The 26,175-nt window shown below is 51.7% G+C and carries 28 protein-coding genes; 4 read left to right on the top strand and 24 right to left on the bottom strand.

Translation table 11 applies throughout. The annotated features are described in order from the left end of the window. The 9 genes from gmd to ACE5LO_RS04020 form a co-directional block, all read right to left on the bottom strand. Window positions 1–1,023: a GDP-mannose 4,6-dehydratase gene (gene gmd, locus ACE5LO_RS04060; RefSeq protein WP_375518767.1), complete on the bottom strand. Its 1,023-nt coding sequence runs from the start codon at window positions 1,021–1,023 to the stop codon at window positions 1–3. 301 nt (window positions 1,024–1,324) lie between these two features. Continuing rightward, complete coding sequence (locus ACE5LO_RS04055; protein ID WP_375518766.1) at window positions 1,325–2,149, bottom strand: purine-nucleoside phosphorylase; 825 nt, start codon at window positions 2,147–2,149, stop codon at window positions 1,325–1,327. 22 nt (window positions 2,150–2,171) lie between these two features. Continuing rightward, window positions 2,172–3,365, bottom strand: a complete 1,194-nt coding sequence (gene deoB / locus ACE5LO_RS04050) for a phosphopentomutase (RefSeq protein ID WP_375518765.1) — start codon at window positions 3,363–3,365, stop codon at window positions 2,172–2,174. Continuing rightward, a complete protein-coding gene (gene xerD, locus ACE5LO_RS04045; protein WP_375518764.1) occupies window positions 3,358–4,320 on the bottom strand; it encodes a site-specific tyrosine recombinase XerD in 963 nt (320 codons plus the stop codon). The genes deoB and xerD overlap by 8 nt, the downstream gene beginning before the upstream one ends. A gap of 89 nt (window positions 4,321–4,409) precedes the next feature. Beyond that, window positions 4,410–4,646, bottom strand: a complete 237-nt coding sequence (locus tag ACE5LO_RS04040) for a DUF4227 family protein (RefSeq protein WP_375518763.1) — start codon at window positions 4,644–4,646, stop codon at window positions 4,410–4,412. Window positions 4,647–4,811: 165 nt separating this feature from the next. Continuing rightward, window positions 4,812–5,276, bottom strand: coding sequence for a ferric iron uptake transcriptional regulator (fur, locus tag ACE5LO_RS04035; RefSeq protein ID WP_375356524.1), 465 nt, complete (start codon window positions 5,274–5,276; stop codon window positions 4,812–4,814). A gap of 99 nt (window positions 5,277–5,375) precedes the next feature. Beyond that, on the bottom strand, window positions 5,376–6,023 hold the full coding sequence (gene spoIIM, locus ACE5LO_RS04030) for a stage II sporulation protein M (RefSeq protein ID WP_375518762.1): 648 nt from the start codon (window positions 6,021–6,023) through the stop codon (window positions 5,376–5,378). Window positions 6,024–6,106: 83 nt separating this feature from the next. After that, window positions 6,107–7,339, bottom strand: coding sequence for an endonuclease Q family protein (locus ACE5LO_RS04025; RefSeq protein WP_375518761.1), 1,233 nt, complete (start codon window positions 7,337–7,339; stop codon window positions 6,107–6,109). Next, window positions 7,339–7,908 (bottom strand): NUDIX domain-containing protein, encoded by a 570-nt coding sequence (locus ACE5LO_RS04020; protein WP_375518760.1) that lies wholly within the window; start codon window positions 7,906–7,908, stop codon window positions 7,339–7,341. The genes ACE5LO_RS04025 and ACE5LO_RS04020 overlap by 1 nt, the downstream gene beginning before the upstream one ends. A 108-nt stretch (window positions 7,909–8,016) precedes the next feature. On the opposite strand from ACE5LO_RS04020, the gene ACE5LO_RS04015 reads away from it, so the two are divergent. Then, complete coding sequence (locus ACE5LO_RS04015) at window positions 8,017–8,160, top strand: Z-ring formation inhibitor MciZ (RefSeq protein ID WP_375518759.1); 144 nt, start codon at window positions 8,017–8,019, stop codon at window positions 8,158–8,160. Between the two features lie 92 nt (window positions 8,161–8,252). Here ACE5LO_RS04015 and ACE5LO_RS04010 read toward each other — a convergent pair whose 3' ends face one another. Next, the gene (locus ACE5LO_RS04010; RefSeq protein WP_375518793.1) at window positions 8,253–9,389 is read right to left on the bottom strand and encodes a tripeptidase T; all 1,137 of its coding nucleotides are present in this window, start codon (window positions 9,387–9,389) and stop codon (window positions 8,253–8,255) included. Between the two features lie 89 nt (window positions 9,390–9,478). Between ACE5LO_RS04010 and prli42 the strand changes: the two genes are divergently transcribed. Beyond that, window positions 9,479–9,583: a stressosome-associated protein Prli42 gene (gene prli42 / locus ACE5LO_RS04005; protein WP_375518758.1), complete on the top strand. Its 105-nt coding sequence runs from the start codon at window positions 9,479–9,481 to the stop codon at window positions 9,581–9,583. A gap of 52 nt (window positions 9,584–9,635) precedes the next feature. Here prli42 and lipB read toward each other — a convergent pair whose 3' ends face one another. The 6 genes from lipB to ACE5LO_RS03975 all read right to left on the bottom strand — a co-directional run bounded on the left by lipB (window position 9,636) and on the right by ACE5LO_RS03975 (window position 15,661). Then, the gene (gene lipB / locus ACE5LO_RS04000) at window positions 9,636–10,322 is read right to left on the bottom strand and encodes a lipoyl(octanoyl) transferase LipB (protein WP_375518757.1); all 687 of its coding nucleotides are present in this window, start codon (window positions 10,320–10,322) and stop codon (window positions 9,636–9,638) included. A 44-nt stretch (window positions 10,323–10,366) separates the two neighbouring features. Then, window positions 10,367–11,740: a dihydrolipoamide acetyltransferase family protein gene (locus ACE5LO_RS03995; RefSeq protein ID WP_375518756.1), complete on the bottom strand. Its 1,374-nt coding sequence runs from the start codon at window positions 11,738–11,740 to the stop codon at window positions 10,367–10,369. Window positions 11,741–11,765: 25 nt separating this feature from the next. Beyond that, complete coding sequence (locus tag ACE5LO_RS03990; RefSeq protein WP_375518755.1) at window positions 11,766–12,752, bottom strand: alpha-ketoacid dehydrogenase subunit beta; 987 nt, start codon at window positions 12,750–12,752, stop codon at window positions 11,766–11,768. A 3-nt stretch (window positions 12,753–12,755) separates the two neighbouring features. Next, the gene (locus ACE5LO_RS03985) at window positions 12,756–13,784 is read right to left on the bottom strand and encodes a thiamine pyrophosphate-dependent dehydrogenase E1 component subunit alpha (RefSeq protein WP_375518754.1); all 1,029 of its coding nucleotides are present in this window, start codon (window positions 13,782–13,784) and stop codon (window positions 12,756–12,758) included. A 118-nt stretch (window positions 13,785–13,902) separates the two neighbouring features. Next, the gene (gene lpdA / locus ACE5LO_RS03980) at window positions 13,903–15,324 is read right to left on the bottom strand and encodes a dihydrolipoyl dehydrogenase (RefSeq protein WP_375518753.1); all 1,422 of its coding nucleotides are present in this window, start codon (window positions 15,322–15,324) and stop codon (window positions 13,903–13,905) included. A 127-nt stretch (window positions 15,325–15,451) separates the two neighbouring features. Further along, a complete protein-coding gene (locus ACE5LO_RS03975) occupies window positions 15,452–15,661 on the bottom strand; it encodes a hypothetical protein (RefSeq protein WP_375356543.1) in 210 nt (69 codons plus the stop codon). Between the two features lie 176 nt (window positions 15,662–15,837). Here ACE5LO_RS03975 and ACE5LO_RS03970 point away from each other — a divergent pair, with 176 nt between their 5' ends. Both ACE5LO_RS03970 and ACE5LO_RS03965 read left to right on the top strand, forming a co-directional pair. Continuing rightward, the gene (locus ACE5LO_RS03970; RefSeq protein ID WP_375518752.1) at window positions 15,838–16,434 is read left to right on the top strand and encodes a thymidine kinase; all 597 of its coding nucleotides are present in this window, start codon (window positions 15,838–15,840) and stop codon (window positions 16,432–16,434) included. A 394-nt stretch (window positions 16,435–16,828) separates the two neighbouring features. Further along, complete coding sequence (locus ACE5LO_RS03965) at window positions 16,829–17,605, top strand: sporulation protein (RefSeq protein ID WP_375518751.1); 777 nt, start codon at window positions 16,829–16,831, stop codon at window positions 17,603–17,605. Between the two features lie 42 nt (window positions 17,606–17,647). Here the strand turns inward: ACE5LO_RS03965 and ACE5LO_RS03960 are convergent, their stop codons facing one another. The 8 genes from ACE5LO_RS03960 to dxs all read right to left on the bottom strand — a co-directional run bounded on the left by ACE5LO_RS03960 (window position 17,648) and on the right by dxs (window position 26,054). After that, complete coding sequence (locus ACE5LO_RS03960; RefSeq protein WP_375518750.1) at window positions 17,648–17,938, bottom strand: hypothetical protein; 291 nt, start codon at window positions 17,936–17,938, stop codon at window positions 17,648–17,650. 91 nt (window positions 17,939–18,029) lie between these two features. Continuing rightward, entirely contained in the window at window positions 18,030–18,833 is an 804-nt protein-coding gene (gene spo0A, locus ACE5LO_RS03955; RefSeq protein WP_375518749.1) for a sporulation transcription factor Spo0A, read from the bottom strand. 257 nt (window positions 18,834–19,090) lie between these two features. Next, window positions 19,091–20,308 carry a SpoIVB peptidase gene (spoIVB, locus tag ACE5LO_RS03950; RefSeq protein ID WP_375518748.1) on the bottom strand — a complete coding sequence of 406 codons (1,218 nt, stop codon included), beginning with the start codon at window positions 20,306–20,308 and terminating at the stop codon, window positions 19,091–19,093. A gap of 105 nt (window positions 20,309–20,413) precedes the next feature. Beyond that, window positions 20,414–22,150, bottom strand: coding sequence for a DNA repair protein RecN (gene recN / locus ACE5LO_RS03945; protein WP_375518747.1), 1,737 nt, complete (start codon window positions 22,148–22,150; stop codon window positions 20,414–20,416). Between the two features lie 34 nt (window positions 22,151–22,184). After that, on the bottom strand, window positions 22,185–22,634 hold the full coding sequence (gene ahrC, locus ACE5LO_RS03940; protein ID WP_375356553.1) for a transcriptional regulator AhrC/ArgR: 450 nt from the start codon (window positions 22,632–22,634) through the stop codon (window positions 22,185–22,187). A gap of 20 nt (window positions 22,635–22,654) precedes the next feature. Then, on the bottom strand, window positions 22,655–23,122 hold the full coding sequence (locus tag ACE5LO_RS03935; protein WP_375518746.1) for a hypothetical protein: 468 nt from the start codon (window positions 23,120–23,122) through the stop codon (window positions 22,655–22,657). Between the two features lie 181 nt (window positions 23,123–23,303). Next, window positions 23,304–24,140, bottom strand: coding sequence for a TlyA family RNA methyltransferase (locus ACE5LO_RS03930; protein WP_375518745.1), 837 nt, complete (start codon window positions 24,138–24,140; stop codon window positions 23,304–23,306). Between the two features lie 15 nt (window positions 24,141–24,155). Further along, window positions 24,156–26,054: a 1-deoxy-D-xylulose-5-phosphate synthase gene (gene dxs / locus ACE5LO_RS03925; RefSeq protein ID WP_375518792.1), complete on the bottom strand. Its 1,899-nt coding sequence runs from the start codon at window positions 26,052–26,054 to the stop codon at window positions 24,156–24,158. Window positions 26,055–26,175 lie beyond the last annotated feature (121 nt).

Below are 26,175 nucleotides of genomic sequence, written 5' to 3'. Positions count from 1 at the left end.
TTATGCCTCGAGTTTCGTATTTTGCAAACTGCTAATGGCCACTGCTTTTTCCAGTTTGCTGTTGACCATCGCTTTTTGCAGATCGCTATCCACCATCATTTTGACCAGTTCTTCAAAGTCTACCTCCAGATTCCAGCCCAGTTTTTTCCGAGCCTTGGAGTTGTCTCCCAGCAATAGGTCCACTTCCGCCGGACGAACAAATCGCGGGTCAATGACCACATGATCTTCCCAGTTCAACCCCACATGACGAAAAGCAATTTCAACAAGCTCCTGAACGGTATGGGTTTCGCCTGTTGAAATGACATAATCATCAGGTTGATCTTGCTGCAGCATCAGCCACATCGCTTTAACATAATCTCCCGCAAATCCCCAATCGCGTTTGGCATCCAGGTTGCCCATACGCAATTCATGCTGCAATCCCAGCTTGATTTTGGCAACCGCGTCCGTCACCTTGCGTGTAACGAATTCAATGCCGCGGCGCGGAGACTCGTGGTTGAACAGGATTCCAGAGCAAGCGTACATGTCATAGCTTTCCCGATAATTCACCGTAATCCAGTGCCCGTAAACCTTGGCCACGCCATACGGACTTCGCGGATAGAAGGGAGTTGATTCCCTTTGCGGCGTTTCGACGACTTTTCCGAACATCTCACTACTGGAAGCTTGATAAAAGCGGGACTCCGGTCTGGCTGTGCGAATAGCCTCCAGCATGTTGGTTACGCCGATGGCCGTTGTTTGCCCCGTTAAAACCGGCTGGGCCCATGAGGTTCCCACAAATGATTGTGCGGCGAGATTATATACTTCATCCGGTTTGGATTTTTTGACGGCCTCGATGAGCGAACCCTGATCCTGCAGGTCCCCTTCTACAAGCTCAATCTCATGTTTGATATGCTCAATGTTTTCCATCATGGGGGTGCTGGTTCTACGGCGCAGGCCGAATACTTTATATCCCTTTTCAAGCAAAAGCTCCGCCAGATACGATCCGTCCTGCCCCGTGATCCCTGTAATCAGGGCGTTTTTAGCCATGTTCATCATCTCTCCAATCCGAGTTATGAAAAATACCTGATACGACTAGTAACGTATTCACAAGCGGAAAAAATGGTGAAACGGCAGGTACGGGCTATTCCGGAATGTCGGAAACATTTCACGTTCCTGGGCATAACCTGTTAAAGATAACAGACTTAGAACAATGTACCCGCTACCTTTTCATCTCCGAGAGCAGCACAAAAAAAGCCGCTAATCTTAGCGGCCTGGCTTACAAACACAGTATTCACATTTCAGTGCTCACCTCAGAAAGTCACTGTCTTATCCTTAATCTAAGACTTTATTACATGCTCGGAATAACCCCAAGCACCAGCTTCAAAAACTGGTCGCGCACCTGCTCCGCTGTCTCCATTACTTCGCTGTGCGAAAGCGGCTGATCCAAAATGCCTGCAGCCATATTCGTGATACAGGAGAAGCCGAGCACTTCGAGTCCTGCGTGACGGGCTACAATAACCTCCGACACTGTGGACATACCGACGGCATCCGCACCCAGCGTACGCAGCATCACGATCTCGGCCGGTGTCTCATAAGTAGGCCCCAGTAAGCCTGCATAGACGCCTTCTCGAAGCTGCAGGCCTTGTCCTTCCGCTACCTCCCTGGCAATGGAGCGCAATCGTTTGCTGTACGCCTCCGTCATATCAGGAAAACGCACCCCAAGCGCATTATCATTCGGACCGACCAGCGGACTTCTGCCGGTCAGGTTCAGGTGATCGGTAATGAGCATCAAATCACCCGCTGCAAAAGAAGTATTCACTCCACCAGCGGCATTCGTAACAAGCAGGCTTTTGACGCCAAGCTCCTTCATCACGCGCACTGGAAAAGCGGTCACTTCAGGGCCGTAGCCTTCATACATATGGAAACGTCCCTTCATCATCACGACCGGACGTCCCTTGACAGTGCCCAGCAGCAGCTCTCCCTCATGTCCTTCCACTGTAGATACGGGGAAATGCGGGATATCCTGATAAGGAATGCTGATCCCCTCTTCGATGAGGTCTGCCAACACCCCAAGCCCTGATCCGAGGATCAAGCCGATCTCAGGGACCATTTTGGTTTTCGTGCGGATGTAGGCTGCCGCCCTCTGGATCATTCCCAGACTGATTGTATTCATGTTCTTCTCTCCTGACATATCGTTATTTCAGCAAATTCAAAAAGCTTTTTCCATGCAGCGGCGCCTGCACACCGAAATTCTCCGCTATGGTGGCGCCAAGATCCGCATAGGTGTCCCGCACACCTATGCTCGCAGGGGTCTGCAACGACGGGCTGTAAATCAGGACAGGTACATATTCCCTCGTATGATCCGTTCCACTGTGCACAGGGTCATTTCCATGATCCGCCGATAGAATCAGCAGATCTTCAGGACCGATGTTGGCCATAAGGTCAGGAAGGGCGTTATCGAACACCTCAAGCGCCCGGGCGTAGCCTTCAGGATCACGCCGATGCCCATACAGGGAATCAAAATCGACGAGGTTGGTGAACAACAGGCCGTTAAACTCCCTTCCCAGCTGCTCCAACGTCACTTCGATCCCATGCTCATTGCTCTTGGTCGGATAGGATTCCGTTACTCCTTCGCCGTCGAAAATATCATTGATTTTCCCCACGGCAATCACGTCATGGCTAGCATTAGCCAGCATATTCATTACTGTGTGCTCCGGAGGTTTGACCGCATAATCATGGCGGTTCGGTGTTCGCTTGAAGCTGCCAGGCTGCCCGACATAGGGGCGGGCAATAACCCGGCCCACGGAATGCTCCGGTGCCATCGTCAGCCGGCGAGCGATTTTGCAGGCTTCATAAAGCTCTTCCAACGGAATGATATCTTCATGGGCGGCAATTTGGAAAACACTGTCGGCGGACGTATACACGATCCACGCCCCTGTCTTCATCTGCTCTTCACCGTATTCATCCAGCACCACGGTTCCTGAAGCCGGCTTATTGCACAGCACCTTCCGTCCGGTCTGCTTTTCAAATTCGTTGATCAGATCAGCCGGGAAGCCTTCCGGATAAGTATTGAAAGGAGTATTGATCTTCAGCCCCATAAGCTCCCAGTGCCCTGTCATCGTATCCTTGCCGACAGACACCTCATTCATTTTGCCATAATAGCCCGCAGGCTGGTCCACCGGCTGCAAGTGAGGCAGCTCGGCAATATTGCCCAGCCCGAGCTTTTGCATATTTGGCAGCTTTGTTTGCGGCACCTGCTCCAGAATATGGCCCAGCGTATGGGCCCCTTCATCGCCGAATTTGGCGGCATCCGGCAGTTCGCCAATGCCCACGCTGTCCAGGACGATAAAGGCAATGCGTTTGAAGCGATGTGAAGAATGTTCAGTCATAACTATTGTCACTCCTCGGCTGTGGTAAATTGGTCATTTCCAAGGTGGCTCTACTGCCGGCCCTGGGATGAAAATTTTCGTATACTTCTTTCATGCTTTTCTTCGGCGAACCGAGATACATTCTCGCTGCCGAGATTTCCGAATGGCCCAGCATCTCCTGCACGGACCGGAAATCCGCGCCATTCTCCAGCAGATGAGCTGCAAAGGAATGCCGCAGCGTATGCGGCGTAATATCCGTACGAATCCCTGCTTCGGCGCCGTACTTCTTCAACAGCTTCCAAAAGCCCTGGCGGCTCAGACGCTTCCCCGAGCTGTTCAGAAACAGAGCTTCCTCCTGCATGATAGAACCCCGGGCTCTGAGCAAAAGCTCCCGATATTCGCTGATATACAGCTTTAACCATTCTGCGGCCTGTACACTCATGGGAACGACACGCTCTTTGCCTCCCGCCCCATGACAGTGTACAAACCTCATATCTGTACGTACATCCTCTACATTCAAGGTTACCAGCTCCGACACTCTCATCCCTGCCGCATACAGCAGTTCAAGCATGGCCTTGTCACGCATGCCCGCAGGGGTCGACGTATCCGGCGCTTCCAGCAGCCTGTCCATCTCTTCTTGCGTCAATATGGAAGGAGGCCTCTTCTCCTGTTTGGGCAGCTCCAGCAGCAGGGAAGGGTCCTGGGAAGCCTTGCCTTCACGGATCAGGTAATGAAAAAAGGAGCGAATTGCGATCATGCAGCGTGTGATCGTCGCCGGCGCCTTGTTCAACTCCTGCAAATGCCCCGTATAGATGACCAGATGTGTCCGTTTGACGTCATCCGGCACTATCACATGCTGAGCAGCCGCAAATTCGGCAAACTGTTCAACATCACGCCGGTAAGCTTCCAGTGTACTTGGTGATAATCCCTTCTCGTCTTCCAAATAGCGGATAAAGGGCGTTATATAATGCTTCATAAGAGCAACTCGCTCCTTTGTCTTCCGTATTTGGGCAGAAGCCCATCTTACAACATTCTACGCGGTGCAAATGTTATCCTGCCCCGCCGTCACTCTCCATACCAGTAAAATAAGCGCAAGCGCTGCCAGAGCCCCCTCTCCTGCTGCTCATCAGTAATGGAGGTTCCTGCCACCTTTACCGCGTTGCCTTCGGGAATTTTATAATGCTGGATAGGCGTTGTCCAGGAAGACAGCCGTTCAAGCGCGGAATACAGTAAAAAAGTCAATATACAGAACAGGACGATAAAACGGATAAATCTCCAGCCTTTTCTCAGGGAGAAGATCACGCTGCCACTTCCTTTCCCGTTAAAGGTCATATACAGATCATTGTCATTGTATGACAGGCTGTCCCCAACTATGTAACACCGGAGGATCCGGCACCAAAAAAGCCCTCTCCGCACAAATACGCGGGGAGAGCTTGTGTATTCTAATCCATTCAGAACTGCAGGGATTCAATCCTCCTGCTGCTTCTGGTCATTCTTGGCCTTGCAGCGGTAGCAAATGCCTTGGAAATCAAGCCGGTGATCCAGCACGGTAAAATCAAATTCCCTCTCCAGGCGTTCCTCCAGAGGGCCAAGCCAATCTTCCCTGATTTCATCCATGCTTCCGCACTGAACACAAATTAAATGATGATGATGGTGCTTGGAGGTATCGCCCCGCAAATCATAACGGGCAACTCCATCACCAAAATTGATCTTCTCCACAACGTGCAGTTCGCTCAGCAGTTCAAGGGTACGGTATACGGTTGCCAGACCGATTTCAGGAGCTTTTTCTTTCACGAGCATGAAAACATCTTCCGCACTCAGATGGTCTTCTTCATTCTCCAGCAAAACTCTTACGGTGGCTTCCCGCTGAGGCGTCAACTTATAGCCCTGGGACTGCAGCTGCTGCTTTATTTTGTCGATCCGAGCTTCCATGTTATCCCTCCCCCTTAGGGTTCTCTGCGCACTGCCCCATTTTCACTTCTATCATTATAGGGGGAATTCTCAAATAAAGTCAAACATTTTGCACCAGGCTCAAACCGCTCCTGCAGACGTCAGCAGCGGCGTTACCCATCGCATCATGACTGGTGTGACCCAGGTCTCAAACGATGCGCTTCCCAGCAGAAGCAGCATCAGCACGGCTGTTAATCCGGCGTAGGACACAAACGGCTTGACAAATCCGGAAGGACGGCGTGTAAGCAGCATCCGATCCTTGATCATTTGTATCGAAAAAGTCATGGCAGCCACACTGCACACAAGCAGCACCGGGATCACCACAACATTGTGGGGGGCAACGGAAACGAGGGCAAACAGCAGTCCTCTCCAGGAATACTGCCCAACCACGAACCCGACCGAGAAGCCGATCAGCACACCTTTCAGAAAATTCAGCACCAAAATACCGGGCAGGCCAATGACCGATAGGCCGCATATCCATATCAATGCCGCCCATTTTAGATGAAGCGATGCAATTTCCCAAAACTTCGTTAACGTGGGATCGGCCGCGCCACCATCCTGACCGACCGATACAAAAAAGTTGTTCAGATACCGCCCCAGCTCCTGCTGCTGCTCCAGCGTCAGCGCATTGACCATCAACGCCCCAAAAACAACCCCGACCAGAAACAATACACCAAGAAATACATATAGTGGCATGCGGTGAACAAGTGTATGGCGTAAAAGCTGCATCGGCAAGTCGGCCTCCTTCATTAGCATGTTCCTATCCTATGAAGAAGACCTTGCGCCTATGACAGCATGTACGAAGTCTGCTGCTAGTCTTGGAGCCGGGCTACTTTGTGCGATTCTCCGTTCCTGTCAATCTTGCCGTAGGTCCCCCCGCCTCCGGCAATCAGCTGCAGCCGTCCTTCTCTTGCCATAACGATAGACCGTGCCAGTTCCGTGCCGACCTCAGCGGCTATCGCTTCCTCATCCGCTTGATGAAGAATATTCATTTCCGTGCCGAATCGTTCAAGCAGCCGCTTTAGCTTGGCCTTGCCCAAACCCGGAATAAACTCCAGCGGCACCTGGTAAATATAAGGCGGCCTATGCTCAGATATGCAGGGCCTAGCCCGGTCGGCAATATCCAGAATACGGTCTAACACCCCGCGTACCAGCTTCTCATGCCCGCACGCCGGGCAGCGGTCAGCAGCAATCTCCTGCTCGTCAAGAATCGTGCCGCAACCCGTGCAGAAGGAGCGGTGATACTTGCCGAGGCGAGGGTTCAATCCATAGTTGCCGGCCACTTTTCTGCCACCGTTGCGCTCCAGTGCCTGCCGCAGCTCGGCAAAATTCGGAGCTTTCAGCAGCAGCTCGTTATATTCCCGTCCAATTTTGCCCAGAGAGTGGGCATCGGAATTCGTAAGAAAGCTGAAGCTGTCAAGCTCGGAAATATAACCCGCCATTTCCGAATCCGCACTCAGACCGAGTTCGACGGCGCTGATTTTGCCAAGATCCAGCAGCTCGTCCATGCGTCTCGCGGAGCTGCCGTAGATCCCTTTATGAGGCGTAAATACATGGGCAGGGATCATGATGCCTCCCCGCCCGTAAATTTCGGCCTGCAGCTCCCGCGGTGGAGCATAAAGTCTCTGGGAGCTCAAATTGACATTTTTCATATGTCTGCCCATCCATCCGCTGAAGTCTGTCATGGTGTCCAAATCCGGAAAATAGGCCAGCACATGCGCCTCAGGCCGGGTTCCTTCCCGAATCTCGATTTCTGATCCCAGCAGAATGACCGTACTCTTGTACGCTATGCCCCCGCCTTCAATTTCGGTCATGCTGCCATCACCCAGATGGCGCTTGATATCCTCCTGCACATTGGGCGCATGGCAGTCAATGACGCCCGTCAGATGGATTCCCTTCCGTTCCGAGGCCTCCCTGGCAATATTGGCAAAGGTTAAATTCCTGCTGCCGCTGATTTTGACCGGAGCACCATTCTCCGCCTGCCCGATGTGAATATGCAGATCCGCATAATACTTATGCAGTGGTGTCTGTAGCCGATCCGTCATCAGAAGCTCCCGGTAAACTGCTGAAGATACCAGGCATAGACCGCCATAATCGTTTTCGCATCACTGATTCTACCTTCACGAATCCAGGCGTAGGCCTCTTCCAGCGTCAGCTCAGACAGCTCCAGAAACTCATCGGCGTCCGGGTTCATTTCGCCGGCTTCCAGTTCCTCGGCCACATACAAATGAATGATTTCATCGGCAAAACCGGGTGATGTATAAAACGACTGCAGCAGCTTGAGAGATTTGGCGGTATAACCTGTCTCCTCCTGAAGCTCGCGCGCAGCCGCTGCCATCGGGTCTTCTCCCGCTTCAAGCTTGCCAGCCGGGATTTCCACCTCACAGCGTCCAAGCGGCTGTCGGTATTGATCCACCAGCAGCAATTTGCCGTTGTGGATGGCCAATACCGCGACAGCGCCCGGGTGCCGGACAACCTCCCTCGTTCCCGTGCTGCCGTCCGGCAGACGGACCGTATCCACCTGCAGGGAAATCACTTTCCCTGTAAATATCGAATTCGTTGTGAGTGTTGTTTCCTCCAAAGCTGGATTGGAATAAGGTTTGCTGGTGCTCATGTGCTGCCTCCTCATGGCCGAGCCTGATTTAGGACCGGGTATAGTTTGTCTCTTTAATACATAGGCTGTAAATAATTCATGCCTGTGGGCAAAAGGGAGAGATTCATGATGAAAAGCTACCGAACAGACAACGCGCTCTGCATCACAGGAAAGGCTTGGCAGGTTCAACTTCTGCTCCGGCAATGGCTGAAGGACAATAAGTCCGGGGCGAAGATGATTGACCTGATCCAGCGCCACAGCAAACAGGCCTGACGGCTGGAACGCCGCTGCAGGCCCGGACGGGCAAGAAAAACTTCCGCTAAATGCAGTCTGGCTTCTGTGAAGGTACGTCGATAAACGTTTTCTTATGCTGGTGGAGATTCGGCAGCCTCACGAATGATTGCTACAACGACTTCGGCCAGTTTTACCAGGTCCTCAGCCTTGATTCGCTCCTGTGTAGTATGGATCTGCTCATAGCCAACCGCAAGATTTACCGTAGGAATGCCGAAGCCGTTAAAAATATTCGCGTCCGAGCCGCCTCCCGAAGTGAAGGTAGGGCTCGCCAGTCCCAATTTGCCGATTGCACGCTGCGCAAATTTGACGACATCATCCTGCTCCGAAAAGCTGAACCCGGGATACACAATCTCGCTGCGGAATTCAGCCTGGGCGCCGAACTCCCGGGATGTCGTCTCCAACGCATCGCGCATTTGCTGAACCTGATGATCCACCTTTTCATGAACAATGCTGCGGGCTTCCGCAAAAATCTGCACAAAATCGCACACGATATTGGTTGGACCACCGCCTTCAAATCTGCCGATATTGGCTGTCGTTTCCTTGTCGATGCGTCCAAGCTTCATGGCGCTGATGGCCTTTGAGGCTACCTGTATCGCACTGATGCCATCTTCCGGATTTACGCCGGCATGCGCGGATTTACCCGTAATTTTCATTTCAACTTTAGCCTGGGTTGGGGCAGACACACAGATCGAGCCAACAGCTCCATTGGAATCGAGGGCATAGCCGAAATCCGCATCCATATCGTCCGGATTCATGGCTCTTGCCCCTGCCAGACTGGATTCCTCTCCGACCGTAATGACAAACTGCACCTGGCCGTGCGGAATGCCCTGTTCCTTGACAGCACGGATCGCCTCCAGCATCGCCGCAATCCCCGCTTTGTCATCCGCTCCCAGAATCGTCGTTCCATCACTGCGGATCCAGCCGTCATCGTCAAGCTGCGGTTTGATGCTTTTGCCGGGAGTCACCGTATCCATGTGTGAAGTGAAATAGATTTTCGGGGCTTGCTCCGCTCCTTCCGCCTCCCACGTAATAATCAGGTTGCCCGCCCCATGCCCGGAACGGTCCTGCGAATCATCTTCCTTGACCGTTAAGCCAAGCGAGCCGAACTTCTCTTTCAGCACCCTGGATATTTCCTGTTCATGTCTTGTTTCGCTGTCTACCTGCACAAGCTCCATAAATTCCTTGATTAGCCGGTCCTTTGTGATCATCAAAACTTTCATCTCCCTCTGGATTGCGATACAATAAAGACACACACTTTGTTTCTTACAAACTAATTTTCATTATAAAGGAGTTCCCCATGCAGCACAAAAAATGGTTCCGCATTTTTATTTACATCATGCTTATTGCAATGATTGGCTCAACCCTGCTGTTCGCTCTTGAACCGCTTTTGTATAATCAGTAAAAACCTATGAACGGTCATTAAAATAGGCCGGCCATCATGGACCGGCCTCGCTCTATTCTTTTAACACAGTTTCATAATCAAAAAGCTCCGCAAAAAAAGGAATAATCCCCTTTGCCACCTGCTCCATCGCAAATGACTGCCCTGTGCAGTCTTCCAATGAGGTGACCCCATATTCCTGGATGCCGCACGGAATAATTCCGTTAAAGCCTTCATTCTGAATGCCTGACTTGATATTAAAAGCGAAGCCATGGCTGGTGATAAAGCCTTTGCGGTGCCGGCATCTGTTAAACTTCACGCCAATGGCCGCAATTTTGGATTCGCCAACCCACACCCCGGTATATTCAGGTTTGCGGCTGCCTTCAATGCCGAAGCTTGCGAGATAATTGATAATCACCTGCTCCAGGCTGCGCAAATATCCATGCAAGTCAAGACCCTTGCCATGTCCCAACATCAACAGCGGATAACCGACAAGCTGACCGGGACCGTGATACGTAATGTCCCCGCCCCGGTCGATTTGAAACACGGTGATTCCGCGCTGCTCAAGCTCCTCTGGGCTAAGCAGCAAATGCTCCGGATGGCGCTGCGAGCCAATAGTATATGTAGGGGGATGCTGGAGCAGCAGAAGGGCTTCCCGCCGCTCCCCTGCATCCAGCTGGCCCACAATTTCCTTTTGCAAATCCCATGCTTCGGCATAAGGTATCATCGGTGTGTACGACACGTCGAGTAATCGTCTGTTCACAACCTGCTCTCTCCCTCCAGCCGGCTTTCGCAGCCGGCATAGAATCAGTAAAGCTTGGTGTCAAGCGAATAGCCTTCCAGATTTTCCTTCACTCGCTGCAGAAATCTTCCGCAGATGACTCCGTCCAGAATCCGGTGATCAAGCGACAGACACAGATTAGCCATTGAACGGACGGCAATCATGTCATTAATAACGACAGGCCGCTTCACAATCGATTCGAACGTGAGGATGGCTGCCTGCGGGTAATTGATGATCGGATAGGACAAAATAGAACCGAAGGAGCCGGTATTGTTGACCGTAAAGGTACCGCCCTGCATATCGTCCAGCTTCAGCTTGCCTTCACGCGTTTTACGGGCAAGATCATCGATCTCGCGGGCCAGCCCGGCGATGTTCTTCTGATCCGCCTTCTGGATGACAGGCGTCATGACGGAATCCTCCGTCCCTACGGCCAGGGAAATATTAATGTCCCGCTTCACCACAATTTTGTCTACAGCCCAGAAGGAATTCATGATCGGATAGTCCTTGATCGCATTGACCACCGCTTTAAGCAGGAAAGCCAAATAAGTTATATTGATTCCTTCCTTGCGTTTGAACTCATCCTTGATTTTGTTGCGGAGCATGACCAGATTGGTCACGTCCACCTCAATCATCGTCCACGCATGCGGAATTTCCGTCACACTCTGCCGCATATTGCGGGCGATTGTGTTGCGGATTGGCGTGACATCAATATAATATTCCGAACGTCCTGAAGCATCTCCCTCCACTTCAATGGCAGGTATCTTTGGAGACTCCGTCAGATGAATGCCGCTGTTCCGGACAGGCGGAATACTTTGCGCAGGAACAGCCAGAGGTTCAGACGTTTTGCTGCCCACAGATCTGCTGGAGAAAGGGGACGCGACGGCCTGTACGGCTTGCTGGCTTCCTGTAGATACGGCGGCAGATCCGCCAGCCGCAACATACGCCAGAACGTCCTTGCGGGTGATACGCCCGCCAAGCCCAGTGCCCGGCACACGGCTTAAATCAACCTGATGCTGTGCTGCAAGTGTCTGTACAGCCGGTGAATAACGGCCACGCATGGATTGATCCCCCTGGGGCTGGCCCACAGCAGGCACTTCTGCTCCGGCCGCGGAAGCCGGGACATCCTCCGGCCGACTGACCTCTGCAGCCGTTTGTATACGACAGATCAGTTCGCCTACGGCAACTGTCTGTCCTTCCTGTACAAGCAGATCGCCCATAACCCCATCTACCGTTGAAGGGATTTCGGCATTTACTTTATCGGTAATGACCTCGCAGATCGGTTCGAACTGTTCCACGCTCTCCCCGGGCTGCTTGAGCCACTTGGCAATGGTTGCAGAAACGAGCGATTCCGCAAGCTGAGGCATGGCGACATCTGTCCATTGCGTATTATTCTGTGTCATGGGTTCAACTCCTTGGCGTCGCAGCTTAATACAGGGCTAGCTGACGCATGGCTTCTTTCACTTTGTCTTTGCTGAGCATAAAGAATTTCTCCATTGGAGGACTGATCGGCATGGCCGGCACATCCGGACCGCACAGGCGGGCAATCGGCGCATCCAGCTCAAACAGGCACTCCTCGCTGATGATTGCGGATACCTCCGCACCGATGCCGCCAGTTTTATTGTCTTCATGCACAATCAGTACCTTGCCGGTCCGGCGGGCGGCGGCAATGATCGCCTCCCTGTCCAGCGGCTGCAGTGTCCGCAAATCGAGCACATGGGTGGCAATGCCTTCCTCACGCTCCAGCTCCTCGGCGGCCTGCATGACAAAATGCAGCGGCTGGCTGTAGCCGATCACAGTGATATCGTCGCCCTCGCGCAGCAGATTGGCCTTGCCGATGGGAACAATGTAATCGTCTTCCGGCACCTCACCCTTGAGCAGCTTGTAGCTCTTCTTATTCTCAAAATACAGCACCGGATCAGGATCACGGATCGCTGCCTTCAGCAGTCCCTTGGCATCGTATGGAGAATACGGAGCCACAATCTTGAGACCAGGTGTTCCGAAAAAGATCGATTCAGGGCACTGGGAGTGATACAACCCGCCGAAAATACCGCCGCCGATCGGAGCGCGGATCACGACCGGACAGCTCCAGTCATTGTTGGAGCGATAGCGGATTTTCGCCGCTTCACTGATGATCTGGTTGGTCGCCGGCAGCATAAAATCGGAATACTGCATCTCCGCAATCGGCTTCATGCCGCACATGGCCGCACCGATTGCCACACCCGCGATGGCGGATTCCGCCAGCGGCGTATCCATGACCCGCATCTCGCCGAATTGCTCCATGAGCCCTTTGGTGGTGGTAAAGACGCCACCCTTGACACCCACATCCTCACCCAGCACGAACACCGTGTCATCCTGCTCCATTTCTTCCTTCATCGCCAAACGAATGGCATCGATATATTCCATAACCGCCATATCTTATTGCTCCTCCCCGCTGCTGTCCGCATACACGTGCAGAAGTGTATCCTCCGGCCGAGGAAACGGCGCCTTATCCGCATATTCTATGGCGTCCTTCATCACCTGAAGCAGCTCAGTCTTCAGCTCCTGATCCCGCTGCTCATCCCAGATGCCGGAATCGATCATATACGTCTTCATCCGCAGTAGTCCATCCTTCTTCCAATGCTCGTCTACTTCCTCCTTCGTACGGTAAGCAAGGTCATTGTCGGAAGTAGAATGCGGGGACAGCCGATACATCATCGCTTCAATCAACGTTGGACCTTCGCCGCGAACCGCGCGTTCGCGCGCTTCCTTCACGGCGGCGTACACGGCAAGCGCGTCGTTGCCGTCTACCCGTATCCCGGGAAAACCATAACCGAGGGCACGGTCGCTTACCTTTCCGCTCAATTGCTTGTGCACAGGAACGGAAATAGCATACTGATTGTTCTCGCACATCATGATGACAGGCAGCTTGTGCACTCCTGCAAAGTTGCAGCCTTCATGAAAATCGCCCTGATTGCTCGACCCTTCCCCGAAGGTAACAAAAGAAACGATGCTCTTCTTCCGCATCTTCGCAGCCAGCGCTACGCCGACGGCATGCGGCACCTGTGTTGTCACGGGACTTGAGCCTGTAACGATCCTCAGCTTTTTGCTGCCGAAATGCCCCGGCATCTGGCGGCCGCCGCTGTTCGGATCCTCTGCCTTTGCAAAGGCAGACAGCATCAGCTCGCGCGGAGTCATGCCGACAGACAGCACAAAACCGTAATCACGGTAATAAGGCAGAAAATAATCGTTATCCCTGTCCAGGGCAAACGCTGCACCAACCTGGGCCGCCTCCTGCCCGATCCCGGATACGTGAAAATTAATTTTGCCGGCACGCTGGAGCAGCATATTCCGCTCATCAAACGTTCTTGCCAGCAGCATATATCTGTACATTTCTATGACCTGGTCATTGCTCAGACCCAGTTCCTCATGCCTGAGCTGCGCGTCGATATCACTTTTTGCGTTCATCGAGGCACCTCCTTGTTATAAAGCCATATCTTATTATACCATCTCGTCTTAAAACCTGGTACTAAAACTTGGCTTAACCTTATTAAAACATTTTCATACCGAAAAGGAAAGCCGACTATTAGATTCCGATCGCTTTTCCGTCTACTGCCAGCATCGCTTCGCCCAAAATTTCCGACAAGGTTGGATGTGGAAAAGCAAGCTGGCCTACTTCCCATGGGGTTGCGTCGAGCAATTGAGCCAAAGCCGCCTCACTGATCAGGTCGGTGACATGCGTGCCGATCATATGAACCCCGAGAATATCATTCGTCTTCCGGTCCGCAACCACCTTCACAAAACCGTCTCTGCTGCCATACACGAGCGATTTGCCGATCGCCTGAAAAGGAAATTTGCCGATTTTCACCTCAACCCCCCGTGTTTTCGCCTCTTGCTCGGTCAAACCGACACTGGCTGCCTCCGGTCTTGTATAAATACAGCGCGGGATCTGATGAGCAGGCAGCGCGTGCACCTCCTCGCCGCAAATATGATTTACAGCCGCGATCCCTTCATGGCTGGCGGCATGTGCAAGCTGAACGCCGCCGATGCAGTCGCCAATGGCGTAGATATGAGGTTCAACCGTCTGATAATGGGCATTAACTGCTATGACCCCGTTTTCAACCCGGATATCCGTATTCTCCAGTCCGATATTTTCCACATTAGCCTGCCTGCCCACAGATAAAAGCAACTGTGAAGCGCTGAGCGTGCTCGCTTCGCCGCCCCGGCGCACATCGATTTGGATTCCTTCCTCATCCTTGCTCAGGCTTTCCGACATCACCTGGGACCCGGTCAGAATCTTCACGCCTCTTTTTGCCAGCAGCTTCTGCAGCTCGCGGGAAATCTCCTCATCCTCCAGCGGGAGCAGCCTGTCCGCCGTCTCCACTACGGTCACTTCCACGCCAAAGTCGTTCAGCATGGAGGCCCACTCCACGCCAATCACACCGCCCCCGACAATGATGATGGAAGCAGGGAGCTTGTCCAGCAGAAGCGCCTCGTCGCTCGTTAAAATAAATTTACCGTCAGGCTCAAGACCCGGAATATGCCTTGGCCGGGACCCTGTCGCAATAATCAGATGGGCAGGCACGACCGTCTCCATTTCCCCATCTTCCAGCTCGACGGCAACCGCACCGCTTTTCGGCGAGAAAATAGACGGCCCTATAACCCTCCCTGTTCCGTGCAGAACCTTGATTTTATTTTTGCGCATCAAATACTGGACACCCTGGTGAAGCTGCTCTACGACCTGTTCCTTCCGTTCCTGCACCTTTGGAAACAGCAGCCTGGTCCCGGTCGTCTCAACACCATAGGATTCGCTTTCCTTGACCGTTGCATACACTTCGGCGCTTCTAAGCAATGATTTGCTGGGAATGCAACCACGGTGCAAGCAGGTGCCTCCCAATTTGTCGCGCTCAATGATGACTACATCCTTGCCCAACTGGGCAGCCCGGATTGCGGCCACATAACCTCCCGTTCCTCCGCCCAGTATCGCTATATCACATGTGATTGACATATTAACCTCCACTATCGCTGCATGATTATTTTAAGTCTATTTTACTCTCTTTGAACGGCATTACAAATAAACCGGCAGCCCAGCTGAACTCCGGCCCGTTCTTGATCCAAGCGCCCGAACTGGCAGCTTATTCGTAAAGCGCATCCTTCAGTTTACTGGACATGCGCGGTGTCTTCGATGAACTGCGAAGGGACCGGCGGAGAGCAGCATTTCGCTGCTCCAGCATTTCCAGTTGTTCCAGCATGTCATTGACCAGCGCTTCCGTCTCGGAGCTTAGCAGACCGAGCCGTGCCAATTCGGCCTTTCTATGCTTGAAACGGGAGTTGACATCTTCCATCCGGATTCCTCATTTCTGCTGTATAATCCCGTCATTCTACAGTAACAGACTTGGCGGCTGCGGGCAATGAAACAGCTGCGTATGCTGTCAAAATTCAAGCATTTGTCTCTGGTCTGTCTCCCTTAACCTATGGTACTCTATAGTGGCGTTTTCTTTAAAGAAAGAGGGGAATTGCTTTGTCCACAGGGCGTATTACTGTAATTACTGGTCCAATGTTCAGTGAAAAATCAGGGGAGCTCATCCGCCGCTGTCAAAAATTAATGAAATACGGCCGCCGCAAGGTGGTCGCCTATAAACCTGCCGAGGACAACCGTTTTGCCAAGGACGAGATCGTCAGCCGCATCGGATACCGTCTTCCCGCCATATCCATTCCACGAAGGCTGACGGAAGAGACCGTAGCCAAAATCATGGAGCAGACCCGTGACGCGGACGTTGTCGCTTTTGATGAAGTGCAATTTTTCAATCGACCGATCATGAACCTGGTTCAGGAGCTTGCTTATAACGGAAAGCATGTCATTGTTGACGGCTTGAATATGGATTATCGTGGGGAGGAATTCGGATATATCGGAGGACTGCTCGCCATGGCTGACGATATTGAAAAGCTAAGCGCCTTCTGTGCCGTTTGCGGTAGTGCCGAAGGCAACTTTACACAGAGAATCATTAATGGGCAACCGGTAAAAGTAGGCCCGATCGTTATGATCGGAGATTCGGAAGCTTATGAGCCGCGCTGCCGGCGCTGTTTTGTGCCACCTCACAAGGTGGATTGCAATTAAAAAGCCCCTGCGGGGCTTTTTTTAGATTACAGAGGTAGTTCAAAAAGTCATCTTTTGATCACGAAGGAAGTCAGGAAGCGGACTCGACATCGAATCTTGAATTCAGCCGGGCCTAAGTGGATGCTTCCGAAGCATGTTTCCTGCGGAAACATTTCAGGTGCTCACGTACCCCACGTACGCTCCGCTCCTCAGTCCCTAGCTTCATCCAACTCAAGCGTTTTGAAAAAACGCACTTCGGAAGCATAGGCTTCGGTGCTGAAAACCTGACTTTTTGAACTCGCACTGAAAGTAAAAGTTCGTCAATAATTTTTTTATTTAGTCATTGTGACGGAAACTTTGCCGCTCTTCCCACGTATACTCCTGTGTCATACATATCTTTTAGGAGGTACTTACCATGTCTTTTTTTAACAAAATGCTTGCAAGTGTAGGAATCGGGGCTGCGGAAATAGACACACATCTTGAAAAAGCCTCTTATCACCCGGGCGAGGAAATTCGGGGAATGGTACATATCAGGGGTGGCAATGTCGAGCAGAAAGTAGATCATATCTATATCAAAGTCATGACTGAGTATATGAGGGAGCATGATGATAAAAAGGTCCGGGAGACGTACACCATCGTCAAATATCATGTGGCTGACCATCTGCTCGTCCGGAAGGGAGAGAAGCTGCAAATTCCGTTCTCCTTCCCGCTTCCGCTGGAAACGCCGCTGACGCTGTCGCGCCAGCCTGTCTGGATTCATACCGGTCTTGATATTGATAGTGCCATTGATCCTAACGACCGCGACTATATCGAGGTCACGCCGCACCCTTATGCCACCGTCGTATTACAGGCTGCCCAGGAGCTCGGATTCCGATTCAAGGAGGCTACCTGTGAATATCATCCACGGCTTGGACGTGGTGTTCCGTTTGTGCAGGAAATAGAATTTTACCCTGGCCGGGAATTTTCCAGCAGGGTGGAAGAGCTCGAATTTATTTTCAATCTTGAGCGTGACGGCATTCATGTGCTGGTTGAGGTTGACCGCCGCGGCAGAGGTTTTTCCGGCTGGCTTGAACGGTCATTTGAAATGGATGAGCGTACAGCGTGGATGAGTCTGAGCCGGTCGGATCTGCAGAAAGGAAACAGATATGTTGCGGATGTGCTTGGGGAACTGATCTACAGACAAGCCCGTTAACATATTTTAACCCCGCCATTCATGATGGTGGGGTTTGTGTTTCTACAGCGGCAGCATATCCCTGCCTTCCGCTTTAGGCTTGCAGTGCTTGCAGACACCCTTGACGATCCCATTGTCGCCTGCGTAGAAGGTCAACAGCTCTTCTTTGCCGCAGAAGCTGCATTTCTGCGCGGAAGGTTTGTTCGTGCTCCCTTTACGCCGGAAAGGGACTACATTATCTCCTGAATGACGGGGAGCCTGCCTTTTTTTGCTGCGCCTTCTACTCAGACGAAGTATAGTGAATAAGATAGTTCCGACAGCCACGGCCCCGGCAACAACCCACAGATACACCATATGTTATCCCCCTCTGCCTAGTTATGATAACAAACAAACCCAATAAATCGGTGATTTATTGGGCCAGTTTCCAGGTATATCACTTGTTTGGCTACGATACTTTATGCTCGATCCGCAGCTTGTCGGCAACCATCGCAATGAATTCGCTGTTGGTTGGCTTTGACTTGCTGATATTGATCGTATAACCAAAGAGGTGACTGATGCTGTCAATATTACCGCGGGTCCATGCCACTTCAATCGCATGGCGGATGGCGCGCTCGACGCGTGATGGAGTGGTTTTAAATTTCTCGGCGATCGCCGGATATAGCGTCTTGGTGATGGCCCCTAATATTTCGATGTTGTTATATACCATAGTGATGGCTTCGCGCAGATATTGGTAACCTTTAATATGTGCCGGAACACCGATCTCATGAATGATGGAAGTAATGCTGGCATCCAGATTTTTCACCTTCCCCATCGGGACAACATTCGATCTTGCCATGGACATACCGGCCGAAGTACTGCTGACCGTCTGCACACCCACCAATTGGCGAATACGGTTGGCCAGTACCTCCATATCGAATGGCTTGAGAATATAGTAAGAGGCTCCCAGTTGTACCGCGCGTTGAGTAATGTTCTCCTGACCGAAAGCGGTGAGCATAATAATTTTCGGTTGTGCAGGCAAATTCATTTCACGCAGCCGCTCAAGTACGCCCAGACCGTCAAGATGCGGCATAATGATATCCAGAATCAATACATCGGGGATTTTATGAGCAGTGGAAATACGTTGAAGAACCTCTTCGCCGTTGTAGGAGATTCCAACAACCTCCATATCCTCCTGCTCTGATATATATTCAGCGAGTAAATTTGTAAATTCACGGTTATCATCTGCCAACAGCACTTCAATTTTTTGCAATGGACTTCCTCCTTTAAAATGAGCTGCATAGTTTTTGATATGGCAATTTCTTCTCTCGGAAGTATATAATTTCGACACACTGAATTCAATTCCTTCTGTCGAAAAATATTTTTATTTATTTTTTTTATCCTTTCCTTTATAATTTAAATTTTCTGATTTTTTTCAACTTTGTTAGCTAATATTCTGCTTGATTCAGCACAATACTCCACAAACCGACACCATCATAGCGCAATAAATACAAAAAAATCTTAAGGCCGTCAACCGGCCTTAAGATCAGAAGCTTTGCTCTGTTTGTGATGAATTATCCCCGCATCCTTCAGCATCCATTCAATAAAACAGCCATACCCTGACTGCGGATCGTTCACAAAAACATGTGTGACCGCTCCGATGAGCTTGCCGTTCTGAATGATCGGACTTCCGCTCATCCCTTGCACAATTCCACCGGTTTTATCGATCAGGCGGGGATCAACTATGCGGATAACGAGCCCTTTCGTTGCCGGGGCACTTTGATGGGACACATGCATAATACGCGCTTTAAAACGCTGGACCGATTGGCCGTCAACCACGGTTAATATTTCTGCCGGTCCTTCTTTAACTTCCTCAGCCCATGCAACGGGGATCGGTTTCGTGTATATGCTGTGTTCAGGAAGATCGGTCATTTTACCGAAAATTCCAAATTTCGTATTGCTTTCAATGCTGCCCAGAACTTTATGATTTTTTGTAAACTGGGCACGTTTTTCCCCAGGTTCGCCATTCTGGCTTTTGGAGATGGAAGTAACGTTGGATTGGACAATATGTCCGTTGCCAACGACAATAGGGGTTTGTGTATTCATGTCCGTAATAACGTGGCCAAGTGCCCCGTAAACGCCATGCTGCGGTGCATAAAAGGTCAATGTTCCAACCCCTGCTGCCGAATCGCGGATATACAATCCAAGCCTCCACGCCTTGTCCTCGCGGTCAAATGCCGGAGTCAGCCTGGTATGAATGGTCTGCTTTCCCCTCATAAGGGTGATCTTTAACGGTTTACCCTCTTTTCCCGCTCGTTCTACAGCCTCCGTAACAAGTGACAAATTATCGGGAACAAGGCCGTTAATGTGTGTAATACGGTCCCCAAGCCTGATTCCTGCCGCCTCTCCGGGCGACAAACGGGTCTCCCCGTCTTGCACCACAAGGTGGTGACCTACGACAAGGATCCCCGCTGATTTCACCTTTACGCCAATCGTTTGGCCGCCGGGAATGACTTGAATTTCCGGAACAGAATGAACTCCTGACCGGTTGGCAAGCAAAGAAGATAAAGACGGACTGCGCTGAACCAGCTTATTCAGCTGAAAAATGGAGCCCTTATAATTCCCAAGGGAGTCACCATGACTCTCCGGCTCCGCCGCTGCGTGCCGGACAAACATAAAAATACTTCCCATACAAAGAAAGAAGACAAGCAAAAGACCGGGCAGTTTGTTCCTGGAGTTCAATTTCAATGGCTGTCACGCTCCCTTTGCTTCTTTCGCTTGACGAGTAAAGGTCGTCGCCAATTGCGTACCTATAAGGTAACCCTGCCCCCAGGCTTTTATTACTGTCAATCATTACTCTACCCGATGTCCTTCTTTCTTTTGCGCCTGTGCCAAATTCAGCATTTCCTGTGCATGATGCAGCGTTTTTTGCGTAATTTCCACACCGCCCAGCATCCTTGCCAATTCCTTCACCCTGCCCTCATCCGTTAATTCCTCCACCTGTGTCATGGTGCGGCCATCCTGTACGGATTTCTCGATGAGATACTGGCTGTCAGCCATGCAGGCCACCTGCGGAAGATGGGTAATCGAAAAAACCTGGCAGACAGAAGACAGCCTGTACAGCTTCTCGGCAATGGACTGCGCCGCCCGTCCGCTGACCCCGGTATCCACTTCATCAAAAATGAGCACCGGAATTTGATCATGACGGGCGAAAATGCTTTTGAGCGCCAGCATGACACGGGAGATTTCGCCTCCGGACGCGATTTTGCCCAGCGGGCGCAACGGCTCTCCCGGGTTGGCGGAAATTAAAAATTCGGCATTGTCAATGCCCTGCTTGGTTGGCCGGATTTTACGCCCATTCCATTCATAACCACGCGCGTCTTCCAGCGGGTCAATCTTCACCCGCAGAGAGGTTCGCCCCATTTGCAACTCATTGAGCTCCCTTTCCACCTGTACAGCCAGATCCTCCGCACATTGCTTGCGTGCGGCAGACAGCTCGTCAGCCGTCGCGAGCAGCTCGGCAAGCAGCTTGTCACGCTGGGCGGTGAGCTTCTCCAGACGCTCATCCTTGTTTTCCAGCTTATCCGTTTCATGCTCAATTTTTTGGGAGTATTCCAGGATTTGCTCGACACTGTCTCCGTATTTACGGCGCAAACCGGCAATCAAGGCGAGACGCTGCTCGACCTCCTGAAGGCGCTCCGGATTAAATTCAATCTGTTCCCTGTAGGATCGAAGCTGAAAAACCGCATCCTCCAGCTGGTAATATGCGGATTGAATCTGCTCCGTGATGGGCTGCAGCTGTTTGCTGTCATAATGGGAAATGTCCTCCAGCATGGCAGCTGCACTGCTTACGGCATCCAGCCCCTGCTGGCTTTGCAGCAGCTCATATGCCCCGGCGACGGCATCCATCATTTTCTCACTGTGGGATAGTTTGACCCGTTCTTCCGCTAATAATTCATCCTCGCCAGGCTGCAGCCTGGCAGAAGCAATCTCCTCAAGCTGAAAGCGATACATATCAAGCATTTGATACGATTTCTGGCTTGATTCCTGCAGCTCTCTCAGTTCCTTCTCGGCTTTGACAAACGCGCCGTATCTTTCTCGGTAGCGAGCTTTTACAGGTCCAATCATGCTGTCACCATAGGTATCCAGCAACGACAGATGCCGGTCGGTCCGCAGCAGATTCTGCGGTTCATGCTGTCCGTGGATGTTGACGATGTGCTCGCCGACTTCACGCAGCATGCTTAGGTTTACCAGTTGACCATTAATTCTTGAGGTGCTCTTGCCGCTTGAAGCCAGCTCTCTGCGAATCAGCAGATGCTCATCCGCATTTCCCTGAATGCCCAGCTTGGCAAGCACCTCCCACACCGGGTGTCCGGCGGGAAGCTCGAAGAGCGCTTCCATCTCGGCCTTGTCGCAGCCGTAACGCACCAGATCCGCCGCTCCTCTGCCACCCGAGATCAGCACAAGAGCGTCGATGATAATGGATTTCCCTGCCCCTGTTTCCCCTGTCAACACATGAAAGCCCTGGTGGAAGTGTACATCCACCGCTTCAACCACTGCCAGATTTCTTATCGATAGTGAAACCAGCACCGCTGCTACACCTCCAACATCTTACGGTAATTCATCAGGATATATAGGACATAATCTGTTTCACGACGTCCGTGCTGTTCTCATGGGTGCGGCAAATGATCAGGATGGTATCATCACCGCTGATGGTGCCCATGATTTCCGGCCATTCGATGCTGTCCAGCAGAGCCGCTATGGAATTCGCTGTCCCGGGCAGACATTTCATGACAATAAGGTTGCCCGTGCTGTCAATCTGCAAAAAGTTATCCACCAGTGCGCGCTTTAATTTGTGAACCGGATTGTAGCGCTGATCGCTCGGCAGTGAATATTTATATCTTCCATCATCCATAGGCACCTTGATTAAGAGCAGTTCCTTAATGTCTCTCGATACAGTTGCCTGCGTCACCTGAAAACCCGCTTCGCGCAATGATTCCACCAGTTCATCCTGGGTTTCTATATCTTGATGGGTAATAATTTCCCTGATTTTGATATGCCTTTGACCTTTCATAACATCCTCCTGTAAATTGGTTAATCATGATTCCATTCCTCTGCAGCCAGTACGATCCGCCGGACTGCCCCTTCCTCCATGTCCACATAGAGAACTCCCGCAATCTCGGGATAAAGCAGCAGCAGAGGCAAAAATTTGTCTCTGATTGCTGTCCCGCTCCACTCTATCGGCTTGCTGCGCCGCGAGGTCTTGACGACATAGACGCCTTCATCCCGCTCTGCTATGTAATCAATATATAAACCGCTGTTAATAGTCTCACCGTTGACGTCAAATGCAAGGGGAACCCGCAGCCGTCCACCAATAACTTCATAGCCGTTCTCTTCCAGTATAGCCGAGGCGGGTCCTTCTTCGATCTCCTCATTCAGCGAAATCGCATAAAGCCTGGGATGCTCCGGCTTGCGCAGCCAGGAACGGAACGCGTATAATGCCCAAATGGCCAAAACAGCACCAAGCGCCGCAACCAAAAACGTATCATACCGTGTATCCATCCAGATCCCCGCCTTTATTGGTCTGACATTCATTTGTTATTTCGTGATCGGCCGCAAAAACTCCTTTACTCTTCTCTTTACATTATAGGCGAACGTGAGTTCGTTAATCAATCTCTGCTCCGCATTTTCGAAAAAAAAGGTTCCCATAGTTCTTGTGAAGAACTTATGAGAACCTCTTGCCCTATCTGCTACCAAACGTCTGTCCCGCCTCTGCAACGATACGGTCGATGAGCGACTCCAGGTTGTGTTCCATCCCTTCATCAGGCAAAGCCGGATCTTGCAGCCGAAAATAGGCCAGAAATTCAATATTGCCCTCGCCTCCCGTAATGGGCGAAAAGGTCAACCCCTTCAAAGAAAGTCCAAGCTCCCTGGCAAAAGAAAGCACCGTGTGCAGCACCTCTTTATGTGTCGCGGGTTCCCTGACAACTCCTGATTTCCCGACTTTCTCCCGCCCGGCTTCAAACTGCGGCTTGATCAGAGCGGCAATGTCAGCCGGACGCTGCAGCAGCGCGATCAGCGGAGGCAGGATGATGCGCAGCGAAATGAACGACACGTCAATGCTTGCAAAATCTGGCGCCGGCCCTTTCAGATCCTCCGGGGTCATATAGCGAAAATTCGTGCGTTCCATCACGCAGACTCTTTCATCATTACGGAGCGACCAATCGAGCTGATTGTAGCCGACATCGATCGCATACACATAGGCTGCTCCATGCTGCAGCGCGCAGTCTGTAAATCCTCCGGTGGAAGAGCCGATATCGAGCATCGTGCGGTCCCGCATATTCAGACCGAATTCCCGGATCGCCTTCTCCAGCTTCAGCCCCCCACGGCTGACATAGGGGTGCACGGCTCCTTTTACCTTCAGCTGACTGCTGCGGGGAACCTTCATTCCCGCCTTTTCAATCCGTTCACTGTCCGCGAGCACCAGGCCGGCCATAATGGCCGCCTTGGCCTTCTCCCGGCTTTCGTAAAATCCCTGCTCCACAAGCAGCACATCAATTCTTTCTTTCGGATCAGACATGTTGTTCTCCTATCTCTATACCGACTGGCCGTAGCCGAATGCAGGTTGGGCAGCCATCCGGCGCAGCTCGGCGGCAACCGCTTCAGCAGTCAATCCAACCTGTGCCCGCTGCTCCTTAATGGAGCCGTGCTCCACAAAAATATCAGGAATGCCCATCAAATGGACATGCATATCATGTACACCTTCGCGGGCGTAAAATTCAAGTATCGCACTGCCAAGGCTGCCCGCCTCGGACGCTTCCTCCAGCACAACCAGCTTTACCTGCTGCTCGGCAAGCTCGCGCAGCATTTCCTCATCCAGCGGTTTGAGAAACCGTGCATTGATGACTCCCACCTGAATTCCCTCACGCTTCATCACATCAGCAGCCTCGCTTGCTGCCTGAAGCATCGGGCCGCAAGCGATGACTGCATACTGTTCACCCTTGCGAAGATACTCCCACTTTCCGATAGGAATGACTTGCAGTTCCTCATCTAGCGGAACTCCCGGTACATTGACTCGCGGATAGCGGTAAGCAATCGGACCGTCGTTATATTCAAGCGCCGTTTTCATCATATGACGGAGTTCGTTTTCGTCCTTGGGCATCATCATGACCAGGTTCGGGATATGTCTCATAAATGCGACGTCAAACACACCATGATGCGTCTCACCGTCAGCGCCCACAAATCCGGCCCGATCGATGGCAAACATCACGTTGGCGTTATGTCGGCAAATATCGTGTACAATCTGATCGTAGGCCCGTTGCATGAAAGTCGAATATACCGCATAGAGCGGCTTCATCCCTTCCATGGCCAGAGCCGCACACATCGTGGCCGCATGCTGCTCCGCAATGCCGACGTCAATCATCCGGTCCGGAAACTCCTTGCTGAACGGAACAAGTCCGGAACCGCCCGGCATCGCCGGGGTCACTGCAACAATCCGCCCGTCCCCACGGGCCAGCTCAATCAGGGTCTGCCCGAATACATCCGTATACATCGGGTTTCCTACGGCCTTCAGCACCTGGCCGGATTCAATTTTGTACGGGGAGATGCCATGCCATTTATGAGAATCTGCCTCTGCCGGCTTGTATCCCTTGCCCTTCGTGGTAATCACATGCACCATGACCGGTCCATTAACATTGTCCGCCTGATGGAACGTTTCGATCAGTGTTGACAAATCGTGGCCGTCAACCGGCCCCAAATACGTAAAGCCCAACTCTTCAAACAATACGCCGGGCACCATCATATATTTCAGACTGTCCTTCATCCGCCCCGCCGATTTCGCCAGCTTGCCGCCGATGGCCGGAATTTTCTTCAGCATCTGCTCCAGTTCATCCTTGGCACGCAGATAATGACGGTCGGAACGGATTTTGCTCAAATAATTATGCAAGGCCCCCACGTTGGGGGCGATCGACATTTCATTGTCGTTCAGGATGACCATCAGCTTCTTGCCCTCATGGCCGATATGGTTAAGCGCTTCGAAAGCCATACCGCCCGTCAAAGCGCCGTCCCCGATCAGGGCGATGACCTTGTTGTCTTCCCCTTTCAGATCCCGTGCCAAGGCCATGCCCATAGCCGCCGACAGGGAGGTGCTGCTGTGGCCGGCTTCCCAGACGTCATGCTCGCTTTCGCTGCGCTTGACGAACCCGCACAGGCCGTCCTTCTGGCGCAGCGTGTCGAACCTTTCCATTCTTCCCGTCAATATTTTATGAACATAAGCCTGATGGCCTACATCGAAAATCATTTTATCCTCAGGGCTGTTATAACAATAATGCAGGGCGACCGTGAGCTCAACCACTCCCAGGTTCGATGCCAAGTGCCCCCCTGTTGCCGAGAGCTTCTCAATCAGAAATTTGCGGATTTCTTCGGACAGAGAAGCCATCTCATCAACAGATAATGTTTTCAAGTCGCTTGGTTGCTTTATTCGTGGAAGCAGCACGCGAATCTCCCCGCTTTCCTTCAAGTAATGAACAATTGAAGCTGCAAATCTGCCTGACCTTAATTGTAATAACATTCATTATATCACAGATCGGGTTAGGCAAAAAACAACATGCCTTCGA

It is taken from the genome of Paenibacillus medicaginis, assembly GCF_042138635.1.
Classification (GTDB): domain Bacteria; phylum Bacillota; class Bacilli; order Paenibacillales; family Paenibacillaceae; genus Paenibacillus; species Paenibacillus medicaginis.
The sequence above is the reverse complement of the archived record's forward strand: the minus strand, read 5'-3'. Positions and strand labels throughout refer to the sequence as shown.